This window comes from Sphingobacterium sp. ML3W (assembly GCF_029542085.1).
GTDB lineage: Bacteria > Bacteroidota > Bacteroidia > Sphingobacteriales > Sphingobacteriaceae > Sphingobacterium.
In genome coordinates this window covers 5,928,083-5,950,293 of sequence record NZ_CP107036.1, presented here as the reverse complement: position 1 = coordinate 5,950,293, position 22,211 = coordinate 5,928,083, and the positions used below count along the sequence as shown (strand labels likewise).

The window sequence follows — 22,211 nt, the reverse complement described above, 5'->3', positions numbered from 1 at the left end:
AGATCCAATATTACACTCTTATCAATCTACTTAAGGTGTCTTTATCTTTAACCCAACAAAGAAAGTTCGGGGCATATTAGGACCGTAAATGTAATTGCTATCCCTATTTTTACCTGTATCAAAATCATGCTGGTAAGCGTTAAAAATATTCTTCACCCCACCATAGACTTCGATCACATTTTTAAATTTTGACAGACTAAAAGTATGTGACACTTTACTATTTACCTCTGAAAATGCTTTTGTATGAACCATTTGATCTTCCGGAAAATTGTCCGCACCACCGGCATGAGCGATCTTCATCTTACCTGTATACACATAATTCAGATTGATTGTCCAACGTTTATCCGGTGTAATATTGAGGTTCGCAAAACCATATTCATCTGGTGTTCTCAAGAATGATCTGGTAGCTTCTATACCCTCCAGGTAAGATACAGGATTTTCATATTTGCTCTGTTGCAAGGTAAAGCCGGTCTCCAGTTGCACCTTTTTATTATAATTGGCACGCAATTCAAGTGTAGTCCCTGCTACCTTCGCATTATTCCCATTACGTTTTTCAAACACCTTACCAAAGTCGTCCGTACCGATTTCCTCAAGTACAAAGGCATTTTTCAGTTGTGTATAGAATCCCTCCAATGTAAAACCCGCAATCCATTTCTCCGTGGTTTTATCATAGTTTACCGAGCCGCTGAAACTTTTTGATCGTTCCGCCCGAAGATCTGGAGCTAATTGAACACGTGAAACACCTCCACCCGCAAAAGCAATATGAAGATCTGTATCAAAAGCCTGTGGCGCCCGAAAACCGGTTCCATAGCTTAGGCGAAACTGCGTATTAGCCGCATGTTTATATAACAGTGCCACACGTGGACTGACGATCACTTTGTCCAATAGATTATGTTTATCCACACGAACACCAGATAGCAAGTTAAATTTCTCCGCAAAGTCCCAGTCACTCTGAAAAAAACTCCCCCAATCTTTCGTATGCTGATCCACCAAATAGTTATAACTTGGAATTTCATCGTAAACCTTATCGGACACATATTCAGATCCAATCGTCAGCACATTCCGATGGTTCAAAAAGTTGCTGATTTCGTGGTTCAATTGAAAACCGCCCTGTAATGTTGTTGTCTTTGAATCGCCATAAGGTGGATTTTTGAGATGATTTTCAATCTCTTCTGGACTATCCGGGAATATTCCGGTATAGTGCTTCCTATTGGTGTTTTGAAAAGCGGTATAGAAGATCAATGAAGATTTATCCTGATTAAAATTAATTTGATAATCCGCGCTTCCCATCCATATTTTATGGGTACGTTCTTCGGACTGAAGTGTAAGGTAGGCGGGCTTTTTCGTCATCTCCCCCCCAAATCTATATTCGTTCAGATTGCTCAAGGAGACTTCCAATTTTTGATTGTCTGAAAACCGATAGAATGAGTTGATACCGAAGGAGGTATTTTCAATTTTAGGTATTTCCGAAAAATTATCACCATTTGCATCGTAAAAGCCGCGATCGCGCTTATTGAAGAAAAAGGATGTTCCTGCGTTCCCCTTTTCATTGACCAAGGTGGCATTTCCGCCAAGATTAAAATCACTTGTTTTTCCATCAATACTTTGATAGAAAGAATTGACTTCATAACCACTCTGCTTCGGTAATTTGGTGATCACATTGACAGTCCCCCCTATTGCACTTGAACCATATAATGAAGAACCACCGCCTCGAACCACCTCAATCTTTTCGATCATATTGACAGGCAGTTGCTCCATCCCATAAAGTCCCATCAAAGGACTGAAAATAGGTCGCCCATTGATCAGTATCTGCGAATATCCCCCCTGGAGTCCATTCATCCGCAATTGAGTGTAGTTACAGGTCTGACAGTCTGTTTCCACCCGCAAGCCCGGTTGAAATTTCAGTCCCTCCGAAAGATTACATACCTGTAGGTTGTCCAGGGTTTTACTATCCAAAATATTGACGATCACCGGACTTTCAGTTTTTCGTTTAAATGTCTTCGTTCCAGTGACCACAATTTCATCCAGTAAAAAGATGGAACCATTTAAACGGATATCCCTGGTCTCAGATACATGCTCGATCCTGATCGAATCGCGATAAGTATTAAAACCAATATGCTTCACTTCTACTTCCCAAGTACCATAGGGAATCTTTTCCAATGCGAATTTTCCAAGCTCATTGGATTTGGTGCTCATCTTAAGAAGAGGGATAGCCACAGATACCGACTTCAGCGGAAGTCCATTGCTATCATAAATTTTACCTACTACCTTACCTGTCTGCCCAAAGGAAATAAATCCGATCAGCATGAATACTGTTGTTAAGAGAACTCTGGATCCCGTCATCATTGTTTTGTTTTGATTAATTATAAATTTAGAATTACAAATCTAATAAGTTAGATTATACTAACAAAATAATTTCTAACATTGCTATTAGACACAACTAATATTTGGTAAATTTGAACTATGATATCACAGACTGAAGAGAACTATCTAAAAGCATTATACAATCTGACCTACCTCAAAGGCGAGGCCAGTGTCAATGAGATCAGTAAACGACTGGACATCAAAATGCCAACGGTAAATAGTATGATGAAAAAGCTATCCGAAAAAGGTTTTGTCCATTACGAAAGCTATAAACCTCTCAAGCTCACAGAAGAAGGAAAGAAAGAAGCTGCGCTTATCATTCGCAAGCATCGACTTACCGAAATGTATCTCGTTGAAAAAATGGGTTTTGCATGGGACGAAGTTCACCAGATTGCGGAACAGATCGAGCACATCCATTCGCCAGAATTTTTCACCAAGATGGATCAATTATTGGGTTACCCCACAGTAGACCCCCATGGCTCACCAATCCCTGACCATAACGGCGTAATGCGTTCGGAAAGCTATATCTTTCTCGATACATGCAAAACTGGAGATGTAGTGACGTTAATGGCTGTACAACCCTCTTCCAAAGAATTGTTACAATACCTGAGCGCCAAAGATCTCGAATTGGGCACAACATTAACCATCTTTTCCATTGAGCCCTTCGACAACAGTTTAACAGTCAGTTATGGCGATCGAACTTCAGAAGTACTCAGTAGTAAAGTAACCGCTACACTACTTGTGCGCCCCAGTTCGTAATAATAACGCTTCCGTATTTTCGGGTCCCTCATCCATACTTGCCAGGAGTCTGAACATAGGACTCCCATTTTTTTTAATAGCCCTAAAACCTCTTCGGCACATCACCCATTTGCATCTTTTGATTAAAATATAACGCTACATTTTGTTAGTCTAATCTAATTTTATAATTTAGTAAAACTAAAAACAAAATAAGTAATGATAAACAATCAGGTGATCACATTGGGGTTATTAAAAAAAGGAGAGCTTGCAAGCATCGCTGGAATAGCGACAGACTGTCGCCAGGAAATCCGGCAGCGATTACTTGATCTAGGCTTCGTCAAAGGCGCTGAAATAAGCATCCAGAATATAAGTCCGCTAGGTGATCCGATCGCCTATAATATACACGGTACCCAGATTTCACTTCGCAAAGAAGATGCCTTACATGTATTGATTACCCATAAATAGATGATAATGAAAAACCATACAGCATGCGAAACCTGCCAGCTGAATCCCATTTCAGATCTAAAACAATGGGGAACAAATTTGGGAAATTCCACCTACACCATAGCTTTAGCCGGAAATCCAAATACAGGCAAGAGTTCTATTTTTAACGCACTAACTGGATTAAAACAGCATACGGGAAACTGGCCGGGCAAAACTGTTACACGAGCAGAAGGAAGTTATTCGCATAAAGGCGATAAATTTAAAATCATTGATCTCCCCGGCACCTACTCCTTACTTTCTACATCCGAAGATGAAGAGGTCGCTCGAGATTTTATCCTATTTGGCCAACCCGATGTCACGGTCATTGTCGTCGATGCCAGCAGGTTGCTACGCAATTTCAGTCTAGTTCTGCAAATCCTCGAAATTAGCAACAAAGCGGTTCTATGTCTTAACCTGATGGATGAGGCACGGCGTCATCGGATAGCGATTGATGTACGAACCCTGTCAAAGGATCTCGGCATTCCCGTTATCGCTACCAGCGCCCGTACCAAAGAAGGCCTTTCCGACCTTTTGGCGGCCATCCATCAAGTCGCTGACGGTAGTTTCCTCCCCACAAAAACGACCTCTTTTCAGTTGACAAAGCAAACCGGCACCGCAGTTGCGACAATAGCTAAAGATCTCCATGCACTGGACACTAAGCTAACCCCTATAAATTGGCTGGTTATGCGCCTGATCGAAGATGATAAACATATTATTGATGCCTTACAAAAGGGGCAATTATCCTCCGCCATTGACAGAGAGAACTTAACCCCCATATTGCATCGCGCCACAGCATATCAGTTTAAATTAGGAAATAATTATCGAAATGAGCTGGTTGAAGCCATCTATGCAAAAGCAAGCAAACTGGTAAAAGACCATGTTTCTACAGATTCGAGCAGCTACTCGTTTCGACTGGACCGCAGTATTGACCATATCGTCACCCACTGAATCTGGGGATTTCCGATTATGTTCATGCTGCTCGGATTGATCCTGTGGCTCACTATCACAGGGGCAAATTATCCATCACAAATATTATCAACACTATTGTTGGATGATGTTTATCCGTTTTTAAAGGAAAGGTCAATAGACATTGGTACCCCTATTTGGCTCAGTGGTTTTCTTATTGACGGGATCTATCTGGCTACTGCCTGGGTCATATCGGTCATGCTCCCACCCATGGCGATCTTCTTTCCATTATTTACATTGTTGGAGGATTTTGGTTATCTCCCTAGGGTTGCATTCAATCTAGACCGGATATTCAAAAAAGCCGGTGCTCATGGCAAACAGGCACTGACCATGAGTATGGGTTTTGGCTGCAATGCTGCAGGTGTTGTTGCGACAAGGATCATTAACAGCCCCCGCGAAAAATTGATTGCTATTATCACCAATAACTTCTCACTGTGTAATGGAAGATGGCCCACACAGATTTTGATCGCCAGTCTTTTTTTAGGTATTTTAGTTCCTGCCAAATGGTCTGGTTCCGTCGCCATGTTAGCTGTAATTTTCATTGCAATACTTGGTATTGCATTTACATTTTTCACCTCTTGGCTCTTGTCAAAAACATTGCTCAAGGGAGAATCCTCCTTCTTTACACTGGAACTGCCCCCTTATCGGCCACCGAGATTCTTTCAGACATTATACAGCTCATTTATCGATCGCACATTGATCGTTTTATGGCGTGCGATCATCTTTGCTGCACCCGCTGGTGCCATTATTTGGTTGATCTGCAACATTCATATCGCTGATCAAAATATAGCGCTCTGGCTCATTCATGGCCTCGACCCGATGGGCTTATTTATAGGTCTAAATGGTGTTATTTTATTGGCTTATATCGTTGCCATTCCAGCGAATGAAATTGTTATCCCGACCATACTCATGTTAACTGCGCTCACGGTAGGGAGTACCGGAGCAGGTACGGGTGTATTGTTTGAAGGCTCAGCAAATGAGGTGTCCACCCTATTACATGCGGGTGGGTGGACAACATTGACCGCCATTAATTTGATGCCGTTCAGTCTCCTACACAATCCCTGCAGCACGACAATATACACTATTTATAAGGAAACAGGAAGTCGCAAATGGACCGCAGTAGCGACATTGCTACCCGTATTTTATGGCCTGATTGTATGCTTCCTGATAACAAAAGTTTGGTACTTTTTTGCCTAATGTTTTGACCTATGATGCCTGTCCATATACCGTGCTGATTGTTTGCAAACAGTTAAGTCTATTCGAACTAAACCTTAGCTACAAAATCCGACTATTATATGATTTTATTATTGTGATCCCATTGATATGTAATGGGATCTCCGGTTGCTATTTCCCGCTCAAGGATCTGTACCGGGTTGAGATGTTCCAGATACATAATGAGCGCTCTTAGACTGTTACCGTGTGCAACAATAAGAACATTTTTACCTGCGTCCAAGGTTGGCTGTATGAAATTTTCAAAATACGGTATCACCCGATCGTAGGTATCTTTTAAGCTTTCACCTCCAGGAGGAGCTACATCAAAAGATCTTCGCCAGATATGGACTTGTTCCACACCATATTTTTCAGCGGTTTCATCCTTATTTAGTCCTTCTAAGTTTCCGTAACTCCGCTCATTCAGTGCAGCATCAATGATAATCGGAATATTAGGCTTTCCGATTTCGTCGAGAATGATCTGCAAAGTATGTTGGGCCCGGATCAATGTAGAGGTAAATACGATATCGATTGATTCATTCATTAACGCTTTCCCAGCTTGTCGCGCTTCTTGTTGTCCCAAGGCTGTAATATCAATATTTTGCCAGCCGGTAAAACGATTCTCAAGATTCCATTGCGATTGTCCGTGACGGACTAAAAATAATTTTGCCATTACTCGTATTATTTATTGTTTTAGCGGATAGCTACCCGAAGCGAACTTAGAACCAGCACACCACATCGATGAGATTTATTGAAGGAGTACTGCATAAATAATCACCTATCATATCTATTTGTAGCTCTCCATAGACAAAATAATGCTTTGCGGTATTTTGTTTTAAAGGGATAGCTAATCTACGCTGTATAACCTAAATTTAATTGATTATTCGCATTCAAATAATTGTTCCTTGAATAAATCAAAAAAAAGTGCTCTCTTATGCTTCTCCATATTTGTTTTTTCAGCAAATTGCTGATAGGCTGATGTCGCTCTTTTCAGTTCGGATTGAATCTCATTCTGATCGAGTTGAGCATGAACAACAAGATGTAACAAATAATATAACACACGCTTAAACATACGATCAGCCTGCTCGAAATCGCCTAAAGCAATATAAGTATTTGCGAGATTATTGCATGAGATAATATAGACCTGCATAACGGGAACTTCCACGCAAATACAGTCTGTAAGATGGTTATTCAATAGCTCCGCACTAGCCAAAGCACACTGATAGCTTGATAAGGCCTCCTCAAATTTATCAGCATTATAAAGCACATTGCTTGAAAGTGTTAAGGTTTGCCAATACTGCTCTATAGCGCGTAGATCACTATTGACCATAGCTTTTTGCTTTCTGTTTTAAAATTTTTATCGCTCGTTTCAATTGACCAATCTGCTGCATTTCTTTGGTTGCCAATTGAATATCAGCCTTCATGAGATTGGTATCACGAACATGACGTTCTAGCCTTTTTCTATTTTCCTCCAATAGTATGATCACATATTCCATTATTGTTTTTGTTATTTTACAAATAAAAATAATAAGTTAGTTTTATCTAACAAAATTATTAACAATAAATAACATTACAAAAACAATTTAGAGGAGGGATTAAACACGATCAAAAAGCGTTCTCTTTTAGTTGGCATTTTAAAAATTCAAATTCGCCCACCAATAAATATTGCCCACAAAAAAAGCCTCTGGAATTATTCCAAAGGCTTTTTTATAATCAATAGAAAAGCGTTATGCTTTTTCTTCTTTTAGTGTCGATGTTTCTTTTTTGGGCTCTTTTTCTTCGAAACCTGAACGTAATATTTCATCCCATAATGACGAGCTCACACCAAATCCTTTTTCAGGATCCGAATAGTGATGTAACATATGATGCTGTTTAATGCGTTTGAAAATTCCACTCTTAAAGTTAGCATGGTGCATGGCATAGTGACATTCATCATAGATCAGGTATCCAATCATAAATCCGGAGAAAAAGCAAGCCAGGATAAACTCATTTGAAAAGAACAATGTAAATCCAAAATATACCAGCGCTGCCAAAGGGATACTTGCCGATAAAGGCATTACCAAGCGCATCCGGTCTCTGGGATAGTCATGATGTACACCGTGAAAAATGAAAGCGATCCGTTTCCCCCACTCTGAGGTCGGATGAAAGTGGAATACCCAGCGGTGGAGTGCATATTCAAATGCTGTCCAAAATGCCAAACCAAAAACAAAGTACCCAAGATATGTCATTAGGGAAATCTCTCCCCAAACCAGAGCTTTATACGAAAAGAAAACAACTACGGGTACATAGAAAATCAAAGGTACACTCCAGTGCACTTTCGTCAAAGACTCCAAAAAGTCATTTTTGAACATGCGCGTAGATTCCGTAGAATTTGAAACATAATTACGCTTTGCCATAATACTATTTTTATTATTCCCTCACAAAAATACGTATTTTAAGCACAAATGAAGAAGGTTCAAGACTAGAAAAACAAAATATTTGACCTTTTCAACAAAAAGGTTAAACACATAGTTAGGAAAATCTTAGTCTAAAACCTTTTATTTGATCTTTTAACTTAAACTTTCTTTAAATTTTGTCAATTTTGATCAAAAATACGCACGATCAAAATTGACAAAATCAAGACAGTTTCTTATTTGAAGTTGACTGTTCCACCCGCCATTTTCTTTTCTACACGCTGTTCTGGCTTGCCATATACATCTATTGTACCACCACCACGCGTTTTTGTTTCGATAGAATCGACCACATTGACTTCAGCTTTTCCGCCGCCGTTCACTGTTACTATAGTGGTTTTAGTTTTAAAATCTTTCCCTTCATATTTACCCCCAAAATTAGAAATAATTTCCTGTCTATCTGCTTTACCATAGAGTGCTATCGTTGCTCCTGAGGTCACTTTCACTTCAGCATTTTTTACATCAGCATAAAGGTCCAACAACCCACCCTCTGATGCATAGAGTTTTAGCTGCTCAGATGACACGACATTATTTGATGTGGCAAATACCTTAGCTCCTTTTTTAGCCTCAATATTTTTCAAGCTTTTATAATACACTTTTACAGAGATATTGCCCCCTTGCAACATATTCAAGGTATTCATTTTTAGGACCAAGGCACCATTTGTATTGACTACCTTTACATTCTCGTGGTTCTGCCCTTCAAAGGTCACCAGAGATTCATTGGATTTGATCAGTTCTACCTGTATTTTATCTGTAGCAACAACTGAACTAAAATCGCCTACATTTTGTTTCGCCTGTCCGAAACCGACTTGGGTCATTAATAAAAGAAATGCACTGATGCCTAAAAATTTCATAGCTGTTTTATCTATATTTTCACCTTTTTGATATACTTCTCTGCCGTATCGCGACTTATATTGTCCACAGGGATTGCATATTCATCCTGACTTATTCGAATTTCTTAATGTCAAAAAACACGCCAATCATGACTATTAAGCCCCTTTTTTAACCTATTTTGACAAAAAAAGGTGTCCTATAATCCAGGACACCTCATATTTATCATATATTTTTTTCAGCTTACAATTTGCTGTTTACGTCTACTGCATTCAAATCAGCAAATGCTTCTTTCAAGCGAGCAACAAATGTTTCTTCACCTTTACGCAACCATACACGTGGATCGTAATATTTCTTGTTTGGAGAATCTGCACCTTCAGGGTTTCCGATCTGTCCTTGCAAATAATCGTGGTTTTTAGCTTCGTAACCTCTTACACCATCCCAAAATGCCCATTGCATATCTGTATCGATGTTCATTTTGATCGCACCATAAGAGATTGCCTCAGCAATTTCCTCTGGAGAAGAACCAGATCCACCGTGGAATACAAAGTTCACTGGTTTTTCAGCAGCAAGCTTGTATTTTTCGCGGATATATTCTTGAGAATTGTGTAAGATCACCGGTTGTAATTTTACATTACCTGGTTTGTAGACACCATGTACGTTACCGAATGCTGCAGCAACTGTAAATTTGTCAGATACTTTAGACAATTCTTCGTATGCGTAAGCAACCTCTTCTGGTTGTGTGTATAATTTAGAGCTGTCCACATCTGAGTTGTCAACACCATCTTCTTCTCCCCCTGTAACACCTAATTCGATCTCTACAGTCATACCTAGTGGTTTCATACGTGCTAAGTATTTTGCAGAAATTTCGATATTCTCTTCGATTGGTTCTTCAGATAGATCCAACATATGTGAAGAGAACAATGGTTTACCGTGTTGTGCAAAGAATTTCTCACCAGCGTCCAACAAACCGTCGATCCAAGGTAAAAGTTTTTTAGCAGCGTGATCGGTGTGCAAAATTACCGCAACACCGTAGTGCTCTGCCAATAAATGCACGTGTTGTGCTGCAGATACCGCACCCAATACACAAGCTTGCAAGTTGTCATTATTTAATGTTTTACCCGCATAGAATTGTGCACCACCATTTGACAATTGAATAATTACAGGAGAGTTTACTGCTTTAGCAGTTTCCATTACCGCATTGATAGAATTTGTTCCGATAATGTTTACCGCAGGCAAAGCAAATTTGTGTTTCTTTGCAACTTCAAACAACTCTTGTACTTGATCTCCCGTCAATACACCTTTAAAATCTTTTAGGCTCATATTACTGTTATTGATTTATTTTAATCTTTATTAACTCTTGAAGCTACTAAATTATTAAAAATAATTATCACTTCCTAATTTTTAAAGTGTACTAAATACACTATCAATTATTTGTTACCATAATCCTTGTACGGTAATAAAGCAGACAGCTTTCGTCATCCAATATGTAGTTTATCCAGCAAGGCAAATTCAAGCCAAATCAGATAGATTGACATGCAAACGCTCACAAACGCCCTAAACTGTCTAACTATTCAACAAAAAAACTGGTCTGATAAGGCGTGAAATGCATCATGGATTATTTAAATTTGAGCTCACTAATATTGTAATCATTATGCTACAGGTATACGGTATCAAAAATTGTAACACAGTAAAAAAAGCCTTGACATGGTTAGAAGACAATCAGATTGCCTATCAATTTCATGACTTCAAAAAAGAAGGTGTCAGTGATGAAAAACTACAAGAATGGGAGAAAAAGGTTGACTGGCAATCACTGGTCAACAAAAAGGGTACTACCTGGAAAAAACTGACCGCAGAAGAACAAGCAGGGGTCATTGACGCAAACAGTGCCAATAATGTATTAAAAGCAAATACCAGTATGATCAAACGTCCTGTGATCGAACATGGTAAGGGTATTTTACTCGGATTCAGTGAAGACGATTACAACAGCAACTTAAAATAATTGTTACAAGCTCCCTAAAAAGGAGCTTTTTTTTGCCTTATGTACTTTTCATTGTATATTGTGACCAATAAACATAATTTAATACGAACAGATATGATGAAAAGACTTGCATTGGCTTCTTTGAGCCTTGTTGCCTTAAGCTATGCTTTGCCGTCCTTTTCCCAGGAAAAAACATCCAACTATAGTTATACTGAAGCTTTTGCACCCTTGTTTTTCAATAACAATGGAAATGATTATCGTTCTGCGGCCGGTAAGCCCGGGCCCGGATATTGGCAAAATGCTGCGGACTACAAGATACAGGCATCACTAAACGACCAAAATGATCAGGTAACTGGTGCAGTGGAGATTACCTATAGTAACAATAGTCCTGACAATATGGATTACCTTTGGCTTCAATTAGACCAAAACATGTTTTCACAACATGGCCGTGGCCAGTTGATTTCCCCATTGACCAATAGCCGATATGGCGATGGAAACTCCAAATTTGATGGCGGTTACCAGATCCAGTCTGTCACCGATGTCAACGGAAAAACCATAGAGCATATTATTGATGATACACGTATGCAGCTGCGACTACCGGCCGCGCTGAAAAGTAAGGGTGGAAAAATTACATTCAAGATTACTTACCAATATACCGTGCCACAATATGGTGCTGACCGTACGGGTATCCTTGACACCAAAAATGGAAAAATCTATGCTATTGCGCAATGGTTTCCCCGACTTTGTGTATATGATGACATTAGAGGATGGAATACATTGCCTTATACAGGACCCGGAGAATTCTATCGCGAATTTGGCAATTATCAGGTAGAAATCACAGCACCTGCTAATCATATCGTTGTTCTAGGAGGTGAGCTCTTAAATCCACAGGAGGTATTTACAGCAGACCAATTCAAAAGATATCAACTGGCGTTGCGCAGTGATGAAACGGTATTGATTCGCTCAGCGGAAGAAGTGACCGCAAAAAGTTCCAGACCAAGCAAAAAAGCGTTGACCTGGAAATATCAGCTCAACAATGCACAGGATATTGCATGGGCATCCTCTACTGCCTTTATATTAGACGGCGCCAAGATCAATCTACCAAGTGGCAAAAAAGCCCTTGCGCTGTCGGCTTATCCTGTAGAAAGTAATAGCAACAATGCTTGGGAGCGTTCAACAGAATACACCAAAGCTGCCATCGAAATTTATTCCAAAAACTGGTTTGAATACCCCTATCCTGTAGCCGTAAATGTTGCATCCAACGTAGGCGGTATGGAATATCCAGCCCTTTCATTCTGTGGCAATCAAGCCAAGGCAGGCTCACTCTGGGGGGTGACCAATCACGAGTTTGGCCACAACTGGTTCCCAATGATTGTCGCGTCCAACGAACGTGAACATGGCTGGATGGATGAAGGGTTCAATACTTTTATCAATGAGTTAGCGACACAAGAATTTAATAAAGGTGAATATCATCGTCCTCAGGCTAGCCGCTCGTATATTTTCACATCACAGAATCTCGAGCCAATTATGAGTACACCGCAAAATATGAAAGAGCGTAATATCGGTGCTCTTGTGTATTACAAACCAGCCTATGGACTAAAATTATTGCGCAATGAGATTATTGGCAAAGAGCGCTTCGATTACGCCTTTAAAAAATACATCCAGGAGTGGGCTTTTAAACACCCGACACCAGAAGATTTCTTTAAAGCGATCGAAAACGGAACCGGTGAAAACCTCAATTGGTTTTGGCGGGGATGGTTTGTCAACAACTGGCAAATGGATCAAGCGATCAAGGCTGTTTCCTATGTCAACAATCAGCCTATGCTTGGCGCACTGGTTACTGTGGAGAATCTGGAAAAATTGCCAATGCCTATTATTGTTGAGGCAACCACCGTATCGGGTAAAAAAATAAGAAAAAAACTACCCGTGGAAATCTGGGAAAGAAACAATGTATGGCAATTTAAAATTGCAACAAACGAAGCTTTACAGTCTGTCCAATTAGATCCCGATGATGTGATGCCAGACAAGAATCCGGACAATAATACATGGAAGGCAAATTAGCGCGATAATTCAAAATCTATTCGTTATTTTTGATAAGGAAATGCTATGTTATGAAACCATTGTGATCAAAAAACTGTTCATAATGGTTTTATTGCGATAAACGAATAAAAACGGAAGGTAACAAGCTCATTTATGTATATAATATATATCCCCATGAAAGTAATACAAACGATTCTAAGCTGCTTATTGATTACATTGGTCTCCGGACAACTATTTGCACAGGAAAAAACCAAAGGTATTATTATGGAGCTTGTCAGCGGAGAAAAGATAGAAGCTGCGCAGATCCAGAATTTAAGGAGCAAAGTAGAAGTTCAGACCAACAGGGATGGATCATTTGCCATCGATGCCGATATCAATGATCTCTTATTGATCAAAGCGAACGGGTATGAACAAGATACTGTATTTATTTATGATACAAGTCTACGGAGAGTCTATTTGAACAGGATAAATACCCCTATCGAATTGAGCCAGGTTATCGTCGAACGGATGACTGACAGTAGACTTGCAGCTGAAATTCAACGGGAAAAAGAAGCCGGAAAATATTCGGATGCTAGCAAAAACCGCGGCGGGATCCGCATCTCTCCCAGTCGCATATTTAGCAAGGAAGGTAAACAAGCACGCTCAAACTACAAACTTCTCGTAGCGGAAATGGAAAAAAGAGCCGTTGACCGGAAGTTTACTGATAATCTCATCAAAGAGCTGACGCCTCTGAACGCTTCCGAACTAGCATTATTTAAAGAAAGATTTAGACCTTCATATCAGTTTATCCAAAACAGCAGCATAGAAACACTGCGGGTCTATATCATGGATAGTTACAAGAAATTTAACGAGAAAAAATAAAAAACGATACTTTTTATCATGTGATTGTCAGAAGGTTTTAAACTGTAATATTTTTTATTTCAGTTTAAAACCTTTTGCATTACCTTTGTGTTATCAAAATTAAAAAAATCAGCAACAGGATGTTACACAACTTGAGATTTGCAACAGCTTTACATATTATGGTCTTAGCACAATTGGAGGAGTCCGAACAGTGGCTCTCTTCCGAATACATCGCGTCAAGCATCCAGGTAAATGCTGTTGTAGTCCGCAAGGAGATCGCTTCGCTGAAAGCAGCAGCTTTACTAGTCAGTAAAGAGGGCAAAGGCGGAGGGATTCGCATAAACAAGGAAAAAGAGCGCATCAGCCTTGCAGACATCTATCAAAGTACAAAACAAAATGAGCTATTGGGTAAATTCAACAATCCCAATCCAGCTTGTATTGTAGGTAAAAACATCAATGCCAAATTGCAGGATCTTTATCAGGAAGTCGACACTGATATTGTAGCGCGTTTGGGAAAAATGACGCTGGTAGATTTTAGTAAAACATTTAATTAAAAACACACATGAAAGTAGCAGTAATTGGATCCACAGGATACGTAGGAACACATCTTGTCAAAGAATTGGTTGACCGCAACTACCAAGTCGTAGCACTTGCTCGTCATACAGATAGCATTCCATCAAACGACAAAATAACGAAAGTACAAGTTGACATCAACAATCATGAACAGTTGGTAAATGCTTTAACAGGCGCCGATGTAGTTATTTCCGCGTTTAATGCGGGCTGGACTAACCCTAACCTTTACGAAGATTTTACCAAGGGCGCTTTAGCAATTCAACAAGCCGTTAAGGATGCAGGCATTAAACGATTTATTGTTGTTGGTGGAGCTGGAAGCTTATTAATTGATGGCAATCGTCTGGTCGATTCACCAGATTTCCCTCAGGAAATCAAACCCGGAGCTTTGGCTGCCGCAGATTATCTTGATACCATTCGCAAGGAAGAACAACTAAACTGGACCATGATCAGCCCTGCCATCGAGATGAATCCGCATGCTGGCGGTACACGCACGGGCAATTATCGCACGGGGTTGGATGCACCAGTATTTGATCAAGAAGGGCGCTCGAGACTATCAGTTGAAGATCTTGCCGTCGCCATCGTGGACGAGATCGAGAACAAACAGTTTACAAACAAACGTTTTACAGCTGCCTACTAATAGCGCTACAATCGTTTGATTTAGATTTTATACAAAATTTTATTACAAAAGGGAAGCGCAATCTTCCCTTTTGTCGTTGATATCATTTATATTTGACATTAATTAAACAATTAAAAAGCTAAATAATCGAAAAAGAATTAATCCTATGCTATTTAAAAAATCGATTCCTAAACTGATTGCTGAGGCAAATGAAAATGGTGAACATACACTGAAACGAACATTAACAAGTGGCGGATTAATTGCGCTAGGCGTTGGAGCTATCATTGGAGCAGGACTATTTTCCCTAACCGGAATTGCTGCTGCAGAGAATGCTGGTCCCGCTGTTATCCTATCTTTTATTATCGCTGCCGTTGGTTGTGCTTTTGCAGGTCTCTGTTACGCCGAATTTGCATCCATGATTCCGGTCGCTGGAAGCGCCTACACCTATTCTTACGCAACGATGGGTGAATTCGTTGCCTGGATCATCGGATGGGATCTTGTATTGGAGTACGCACTAGCGGGTGCTACTGTAGCCGTCAGTTGGTCGCAATACTTTAATCAGCTCCTGATGATTTTCCACATCCATCTACCCGACGCGCTGCTAAAAGGCCCCTGGGAAGGTGGTATGGTTAATTTACCAGCCATCATTATTGTATGTTTGCTTTCTCTGCTATTAATGCGTGGAACACAGGAATCATCGCGTGTAAACAATATCCTAGTAATCTTAAAGGTAGGCGTTGTATTGATTTTTATTGCATTGGGATGGAGCTTTATCAACCCTGCAAACCACGATCCTTTTATCCCGGTAAATGCTGGTGAGGAAATGGTCAAAAATGGACAGCAAGGCTTTTGGGCTTTTCTAAAGAGCGATGACTTCGGTCATTTTGGAATCAGCGGTGTATTGCGTGCGGCGGGTGTTGTATTCTTTGCTTTCATTGGTTTTGATGCTGTAAGTACGGCTGCCCAAGAGGCGAAAAATCCGAAAAAAGGAATGCCAATTGGTATCATCGGATCATTGATTATCTGTACCCTTCTTTATGTATTGTTCTCCTATGTAATGACAGGTATTGAAAATTATACCATGTTTAAAGGCGACGCCAAACCAGTAGCCACAGCATTTGCGAAAACAGGATATCATTTTCTGAATACAGCATTAATTATTACGATTATTGCAGGTTATACATCTGTTATTCTTGTCATGTTACTTGGACAAAGCCGGGTATTCTACTCCATGAGTAAAGATGGCTTGCTTCCAAAAATATTTTCTGATCTTTCCAAAAGACAGACCCCTTGGAAAACAAATGCAATCTTTATGGTATTCGTAAGTATCTTCGCTGGATTTGTTCCTGTCTCCGACCTTGGTCACATGGTGAGTATCGGTACCTTATTTGCCTTTACATTGGTTTGTGTAGGTATATTGGTCCTCCGCAAAACCGATCCCAATCTAGAACGTCCATTCAAAACACCTTTAGTGCCTTTTGTTCCAGTTATGGGTATCATTGTCTGTGTACTGATGATGGCCTCACTACCTATCGAAAGCTGGGAACGTCTGGCAATCTGGTTAGCCCTAGGTCTATTGATTTACTTTGTGTACGGTAAAAAGCATAGTGTTATCCGCAAACAACACCGAGATCAACAAGGTATAGAATAATAGAGAAAACACGATCTATTGATACTTGTTTCCATATAAACAAATCGGGCTTCCTAAAAAAGAAGCCCGATTTGTTTATATCTAAGTATATATTTTTGAGTTCGCCCGCCAAATTAAACTATAATGCGCTCAACTTAAAATAGCCATTTGCAACTACATCTTCTTTCAACCCGGTTTTGGGAACAATCTGAATATGATATTTTACTTTATCCGCATCAAGCAACAGATCTTCTATTTCATAAATATCATCCACATCCAACCCATATTTATCATCAATGTGAGCTGTACTATGGTGCTTCCAAAAAACTGTGCGCTTGGCCTTCTCTGTTGCTTTAGCCAAATTGGGGGCAACAATCAGTTCCTTGTAATGAAATTCATCAAACTCATTCGGCTTATAACCTCCCAGGTTGACAAAAAATAATTTTAACTCAGTATCCGGCACCATAGAATTATTTTTTTCTACCACCTTAATTTCATACTCTCCGATCTTATTAACCACTCGGTAAGCATCAATATGAATTTTACCATCGGCATCAGGCCAGAAATCTTTAATTGGCTCTATAAAATCCTTCAGTTCATTACCGATTCCAAAAAAGATATCATGCTGTTCTGTACGCCTATTTTTCGGTTTACAACCGATCAAAATCATAAATAATTTCATATGCAAATAATCTGTCTTTGAAAGGCTATATGGAATATCCAGGTTATTTTCATCAATGTTTGTGCTTTCCAATCATGGATAATTCATAACTTAAGCCCATTAAACAATAAAAATAACGATTATCCACCACATTTAATACAGATAAAGACCTGACTATGAGTAAAATTTTCCTATCATTTACGTTACTATTCCTGTCTTTGTGTTCTTTCGGGCAAAAACGAAGTACAGATAAAAAACTTGAAAAACAGATAAAACAGCTTATTCAGGATTTTCAGGGAGAAGTAGGCATCTATGTACATGACCTCAAGAAACACAAGGAAGTTAACATCGGAGCCGATAGTATCTTTCCTACAGCAAGTGTTGTCAAGATCCCAATTTTAGTGGGCGTCTTTGATAAAATTGAAAAAGGACAGCTGCAATTGGACCAAGAGTATGTCTATCGTGAAAGTCAAAAGTATGGTGGCTCGGGTCTGATGCAATTTTTTAAGGACAGTAGCAAAGTTGATCTCAAAACACTTGTCGCTCTCATGCTCTCCTATAGTGACAATGTAACAAGCATCTGGAATCAAAAGCTCGCTGGTGGTGGAATAGCAATCAACAAGTTGATGAGCGACCTTCAATTACAGCATACCCGTGTCAATTCACAAACGGAAGGAAGAAAAGCTGATTGGGAAAAATACGGTTGGGGACAGACCACACCCAAAGAGATGGCAGATCTCCTAACCTTGATCCGTCAGGGAAAAGTAGTCTCCGTAAAATCTTCTGATCGGATGTATCGTTTTCTGGGCAATATGTTCTATGATGAAAGAGGGCTTTCCCAGATTCCAGCTACAGTCAAGGCAGCCTCTAAAACTGGCTCCCTGGATGATGTACGTAACGAAGTAATTTTGGTCAATGCACCTAAGGGTGACTATGTATTCAGTATATTCACCAAAAACAATCAGGATAAGAGCTGGGGTAAAACCAATGCTGCGGAAGTGTTGACACGCAATCTCTCCAAATTACTATGGGATTACTACAACAAATAATTTGTTCGCTGCGATTGGATTTAGCCCGCCCGCAGCACAACGATGATATAGTCATTCGTTAGCGTTAAATCGTATCCAAATGAGAGCATACCTGTAGGCCGATTGCTGTTTCTATTTCCATGCAGATTAGTGCATTCAGCATGTAAACCACCTAGAATGATATTGAGTATCCTGCTGTAATGTTGATGAACCCTCCTCCTACGATACATCGGTGATATTGAGCCCAAAGAACATAAAGAACGGAGACTGATTCAGTCTCCGTTCTTTATGTTTTTAAATAAGCGAATTAGTTTTTAAACGCTTCATCAATATTTTTGGTTTTGCGGCCGCTATGTCATTTACTTTTTAAAAGCATCTTTCACATCTTTTGCAGCCTCTTTTGTACCGGAAGCAACATCTTTCGCTACATCCTTGGTTTTATCAGCAACATCATTGGCTACTTTTTTAGTACCGTCCGCTACATCTTTAGCCACATCTTTCGTTTTGTCAGCAGCTTTATTCGCTGCATCTACCGTAGCATCTTTCGCGTCTTTCAAACCTTCTTTTACGTCCTGACCAGCATCACGCAATGCAGTTTTAGTTTTCTCCCAAGCTGTGTTAGCCTCTTCCGAAGCCGCACGAGCTTTCTCTTCTGCAGCCTTATCACCTTTGGCAATTGCTTCATCTAAAGCTTTCTTAGCTTCCTCAGCTTTCAAACGCGCAGTTTCTTCCGCGTTCTTTAAGTCTGCTATTGCTGCATCTACATGTTCACCTACTGTTTGTGCAGTATCTGTTGTATCTGATGCTTTTTTTTCTGAATTGTTGCAAGAAGACATTACCAATGCTCCCGCTACTACTGCTAAAAGTGCAATTTTTTTCATTAGAATATTTGTTTTTTAATGGCAAGAAGTCATCAAGAGCTTATATTTATCCATTTTGGAATCTATCAACTGCATGATGTTTTCATGTAAGTTTGTAATGATATGATTAACTAATCTTCAATTTACAACTTCTATGCCAAATAGAAAAACTTATTGTTTTGGGTAAATTGTTCCCTTCGCCGCTTCCAATGTATTTTTCAATAATCCAACGATAGTCATCAAACCAACACCACCCGGTACCGGAGTAATCCAGGAAGCTTTAGGTGCTACATGTTCAAAGTCCACGTCACCATATAATTTAAATCCAGATTTTGTTTCAGTAGAGGTTTCTCTATTGATACCCACATCAATTACCACTGCCCCCTCTTTGACCATATTCGCAGTAACAAAATTCTTTCTACCGATAGCCGCCACGACGATATCACCACGCAAGACCTCAGTTTTAAGATCTTTAGTACGGCTATGTGTTAACGTGACAGTACAGTTTCCAGGATTGGCATTGCGAGCCAATAAGATGCTTATCGGCGAACCAACAATATTGCTACGACCTACAACCACAGCATGTTTACCCGCTGTCTCAATTTTGTAATAATCAAGCATCAGCATAATACCATAAGGTGTCGCTGGGATAAAACAAGGAAGATTACGTTGCATACGCCCCAAGTTGATCGGGTGAAATCCATCCACATCTTTGCGGTAATCAATTGCTTCGGTAACTTTGTCCGGATCAATATGTTTTGGTAAAGGCAATTGAACGATCAGACCGTCGATCGTATCATCTTTGTTGATTTCTTTGACCTTAGCGATCAATTCTTCTTCGCTGATACTTTCATCGTAACGGATATTTGTAGATTCAAAGCCGACCAATTGACAATTGCGCATTTTGCTGGCCACGTAGGTCTCACTACCACCATCATTACCGACAAGGATAGCCACCAAATGCGGTTTACGGCCAGTTTGTGTTGTAAATTCGGCTGCGTCCAGCGCAATCTGTTCTTTGATTTTTTCGGAAACTAGTTTACCATCTAATAGATTCATGTTTAGGAGATTTGATTGTATTTAAAAGGAGCCCAAGAGCTCCTTTATTTTATATAATTTAAATGTTATTAATCCAATTTCAATACCGCCATAAATGCAGATTGCGGAATTTCTACGTTCCCAACCTGACGCATGCGTTTTTTACCTTTTTTCTGTTTTTCCAACAATTTACGTTTACGTGAGATATCACCACCATAACATTTGGCGGTTACATCCTTACGCAAAGCGGAGATCGTTTCACGTGCGATGATCTTCGCCCCGATAGAAGCCTGGATACGGATCTCAAATTGCTGGCGAGGTAGAAGTTCTTTCAGTTTCTCACAGATTTTCTTACCAAAATCGTAGGCATTGCTACGGTGAATCAAGGAAGACAAGGCATCCACAGGTTCATCGTTCAATCGGATATCCAATTTAACCAGATCCGAAGTACGGTAACCGATCTGATGATAGTCAAATGAAGCGTAACCTTTGGAAATAGTTTTCAACTTGTCATAGAAGTCAAATACAATCTCGCCCATTGGCATTTCAAAAACCAACTCCACACGATCCGAAGTCAGGTAATGCTGATTCATGATTGTACCACGTTTTTGAATACACAAAGACATGATCGGCCCCACGAAATCCGATTTCGTAATAATATTTGCTTTGATATAAGGTTCTTCAATTGAATCCAATTTACTTGGATCAGGCAAGTCTGAAGGATTGTGTACGATCACTTCTTCCTTATCCTTTGTCATATAGGCTTTATAAGATACGTTGGGCACGGTAGTAATTACCGTCATATCAAACTCTCTTTCCAAGCGCTCCTGAATAATCTCCATGTGGAGCATACCCAAGAAACCACAACGGAAACCAAAACCTAAAGCTGCTGAAGATTCCGGTTCGAATACCAAAGAAGCATCATTCAGTTGCAGACGGTGCATGGATTCACGCAATTCCTCGTAGTCTTCTGTATCCACAGGATAGATACCAGCAAAGACCATTGGTTTCACCTCTTCAAATCCTTGGATAGCCGCACCGCAAGGGCGGTCTTTATGGGTAATGGTATCCCCTACTTTCACCTCACGAGCTTCCTTGATACCAGAAATAATATAGCCTACATCCCCTGTCTTGATGACTTCTTTTGGCACTTGATTGAGCTTCAACGTACCGATCTCATCCGCAAAATACTCTTTGCCAGTCGCTACGAATTTTACTCTGTCCCCTTTACGGATTTCGCCATTTTCAACTTTGAAATAGGCCATGATACCACGGAATGAGTTGAATACAGAGTCAAAGATCAACGCTTGTAGCGGTGCATCAGCATCACCTACAGGGTGTGGAATCCGTGCAACAATAGCTTCCAGGATATCTGGAACCCCAAGGCCTGTCTTTCCAGAAGCAGGAATAATTGCATCACGTTCACCACCGATCAAATCGACGATCTGATCTTTTACCTCTTCAGGCATCGCGCCCGGAAGATCCATCTTATTTAAGATCGGGATGATTTCCAAGTCATGCTCTAAAGCCAAATATAAGTTTGAGATTGTTTGCGCCTGAATCCCCTGTGATGCATCCACAATTAACAACGCCCCTTCACAGGCTGCGATAGAACGGGATACTTCATAGGAAAAATCGACGTGCCCAGGAGTATCAATTAGATTCAAGATATATTCCTGGCCATCTTTTGTATAATTCATTTGGATGGCGTGACTCTTGATCGTAATACCACGTTCACGTTCCAAATCCATATTATCAAGTAATTGTGCCTGTGCTTCGCGTTGACTGATGGTATTGGTATACTCTAAAAGGCGATCTGCCAAAGTACTTTTGCCATGGTCAATATGCGCAATAATACAGAAATTACGAATGTGCTTCATATAGGATTTTTAAACTCTTTTGC

At 40.0% G+C, this 22,211-nt stretch carries 22 protein-coding genes; 11 read left to right on the top strand and 11 right to left on the bottom strand.

Annotated features, from left to right (window positions below; translation table 11 throughout):
* Positions 1–30: 30 nt before the first annotated feature.
* Entirely contained in the window at positions 31–2,346 is a 2,316-nt protein-coding gene (locus tag OGI71_RS24620) for a TonB-dependent receptor (RefSeq protein ID WP_282252722.1), read from the bottom strand.
* A gap of 117 nt (positions 2,347–2,463) precedes the next feature.
* Between OGI71_RS24620 and OGI71_RS24615 the strand changes: the two genes are divergently transcribed.
* The 4 genes from OGI71_RS24615 to OGI71_RS24600 all read left to right on the top strand — a co-directional run bounded on the left by OGI71_RS24615 (position 2,464) and on the right by OGI71_RS24600 (position 5,748).
* Positions 2,464–3,123, top strand: coding sequence for a metal-dependent transcriptional regulator (locus OGI71_RS24615; protein WP_282252721.1), 660 nt, complete (start codon positions 2,464–2,466; stop codon positions 3,121–3,123).
* 195 nt (positions 3,124–3,318) lie between these two features.
* Positions 3,319–3,567: a FeoA family protein gene (locus tag OGI71_RS24610; protein WP_282252719.1), complete on the top strand. Its 249-nt coding sequence runs from the start codon at positions 3,319–3,321 to the stop codon at positions 3,565–3,567.
* 6 nt (positions 3,568–3,573) lie between these two features.
* Positions 3,574–4,533, top strand: a complete 960-nt coding sequence (locus OGI71_RS24605) for a FeoB small GTPase domain-containing protein (protein ID WP_282252717.1) — start codon at positions 3,574–3,576, stop codon at positions 4,531–4,533.
* Between the two features lie 18 nt (positions 4,534–4,551).
* Complete coding sequence (locus tag OGI71_RS24600; protein WP_282252716.1) at positions 4,552–5,748, top strand: nucleoside recognition domain-containing protein; 1,197 nt, start codon at positions 4,552–4,554, stop codon at positions 5,746–5,748.
* A 94-nt stretch (positions 5,749–5,842) separates the two neighbouring features.
* Here the strand turns inward: OGI71_RS24600 and OGI71_RS24595 are convergent, their stop codons facing one another.
* The 6 genes from OGI71_RS24595 to fbaA form a co-directional block, all read right to left on the bottom strand.
* A complete protein-coding gene (locus OGI71_RS24595) occupies positions 5,843–6,433 on the bottom strand; it encodes a 2,3-bisphosphoglycerate-dependent phosphoglycerate mutase (protein WP_282252714.1) in 591 nt (196 codons plus the stop codon).
* 207 nt (positions 6,434–6,640) lie between these two features.
* Entirely contained in the window at positions 6,641–7,090 is a 450-nt protein-coding gene (locus OGI71_RS24590) for a tetratricopeptide repeat protein (RefSeq protein WP_282252712.1), read from the bottom strand.
* Complete coding sequence (locus OGI71_RS24585; protein ID WP_223580798.1) at positions 7,080–7,256, bottom strand: hypothetical protein; 177 nt, start codon at positions 7,254–7,256, stop codon at positions 7,080–7,082. The genes OGI71_RS24590 and OGI71_RS24585 overlap by 11 nt, the downstream gene beginning before the upstream one ends.
* 231 nt (positions 7,257–7,487) lie before the next feature.
* On the bottom strand, positions 7,488–8,156 hold the full coding sequence (locus tag OGI71_RS24580) for a sterol desaturase family protein (protein ID WP_223580800.1): 669 nt from the start codon (positions 8,154–8,156) through the stop codon (positions 7,488–7,490).
* 233 nt (positions 8,157–8,389) lie between these two features.
* Positions 8,390–9,064: a head GIN domain-containing protein gene (locus tag OGI71_RS24575; RefSeq protein ID WP_282252705.1), complete on the bottom strand. Its 675-nt coding sequence runs from the start codon at positions 9,062–9,064 to the stop codon at positions 8,390–8,392.
* Between the two features lie 220 nt (positions 9,065–9,284).
* Positions 9,285–10,364, bottom strand: a complete 1,080-nt coding sequence (gene fbaA / locus OGI71_RS24570; protein ID WP_120262012.1) for a class II fructose-bisphosphate aldolase — start codon at positions 10,362–10,364, stop codon at positions 9,285–9,287.
* Positions 10,365–10,695: 331 nt separating this feature from the next.
* On the opposite strand from fbaA, the gene OGI71_RS24565 reads away from it, so the two are divergent.
* From OGI71_RS24565 to OGI71_RS24540, 6 genes are all read left to right on the top strand, one after another.
* Positions 10,696–11,043, top strand: coding sequence for an ArsC family reductase (locus OGI71_RS24565; RefSeq protein WP_282252703.1), 348 nt, complete (start codon positions 10,696–10,698; stop codon positions 11,041–11,043).
* A gap of 93 nt (positions 11,044–11,136) precedes the next feature.
* A complete protein-coding gene (locus OGI71_RS24560) occupies positions 11,137–13,083 on the top strand; it encodes a M1 family metallopeptidase (RefSeq protein WP_282252701.1) in 1,947 nt (648 codons plus the stop codon).
* A gap of 153 nt (positions 13,084–13,236) precedes the next feature.
* Entirely contained in the window at positions 13,237–13,923 is a 687-nt protein-coding gene (locus tag OGI71_RS24555; protein ID WP_282252699.1) for a hypothetical protein, read from the top strand.
* 119 nt (positions 13,924–14,042) lie between these two features.
* A complete protein-coding gene (locus tag OGI71_RS24550; protein ID WP_282252698.1) occupies positions 14,043–14,456 on the top strand; it encodes an Rrf2 family transcriptional regulator in 414 nt (137 codons plus the stop codon).
* A gap of 8 nt (positions 14,457–14,464) precedes the next feature.
* A complete protein-coding gene (locus OGI71_RS24545; RefSeq protein ID WP_282252697.1) occupies positions 14,465–15,112 on the top strand; it encodes an NAD(P)H-binding protein in 648 nt (215 codons plus the stop codon).
* Between the two features lie 145 nt (positions 15,113–15,257).
* Positions 15,258–16,742, top strand: coding sequence for an amino acid permease (locus tag OGI71_RS24540; RefSeq protein ID WP_120262017.1), 1,485 nt, complete (start codon positions 15,258–15,260; stop codon positions 16,740–16,742).
* A 118-nt stretch (positions 16,743–16,860) separates the two neighbouring features.
* Here the strand turns inward: OGI71_RS24540 and OGI71_RS24535 are convergent, their stop codons facing one another.
* The gene (locus OGI71_RS24535) at positions 16,861–17,475 is read right to left on the bottom strand and encodes a DUF1543 domain-containing protein (RefSeq protein ID WP_282252695.1); all 615 of its coding nucleotides are present in this window, start codon (positions 17,473–17,475) and stop codon (positions 16,861–16,863) included.
* A gap of 83 nt (positions 17,476–17,558) precedes the next feature.
* Between OGI71_RS24535 and OGI71_RS24530 the strand changes: the two genes are divergently transcribed.
* The gene (locus OGI71_RS24530; RefSeq protein ID WP_282252694.1) at positions 17,559–18,431 is read left to right on the top strand and encodes a serine hydrolase; all 873 of its coding nucleotides are present in this window, start codon (positions 17,559–17,561) and stop codon (positions 18,429–18,431) included.
* Between the two features lie 338 nt (positions 18,432–18,769).
* Here OGI71_RS24530 and OGI71_RS24525 read toward each other — a convergent pair whose 3' ends face one another.
* The 3 genes from OGI71_RS24525 to lepA all read right to left on the bottom strand — a co-directional run bounded on the left by OGI71_RS24525 (position 18,770) and on the right by lepA (position 22,188).
* A complete protein-coding gene (locus OGI71_RS24525) occupies positions 18,770–19,291 on the bottom strand; it encodes a hypothetical protein (protein WP_282252692.1) in 522 nt (173 codons plus the stop codon).
* A gap of 150 nt (positions 19,292–19,441) precedes the next feature.
* Positions 19,442–20,329, bottom strand: a complete 888-nt coding sequence (locus OGI71_RS24520) for a tetrahydrofolate dehydrogenase/cyclohydrolase catalytic domain-containing protein (protein ID WP_282252690.1) — start codon at positions 20,327–20,329, stop codon at positions 19,442–19,444.
* A gap of 68 nt (positions 20,330–20,397) precedes the next feature.
* Positions 20,398–22,188, bottom strand: coding sequence for a translation elongation factor 4 (gene lepA / locus OGI71_RS24515; RefSeq protein WP_282252688.1), 1,791 nt, complete (start codon positions 22,186–22,188; stop codon positions 20,398–20,400).
* Between the last annotated feature and the right edge of the window lie 23 nt (positions 22,189–22,211).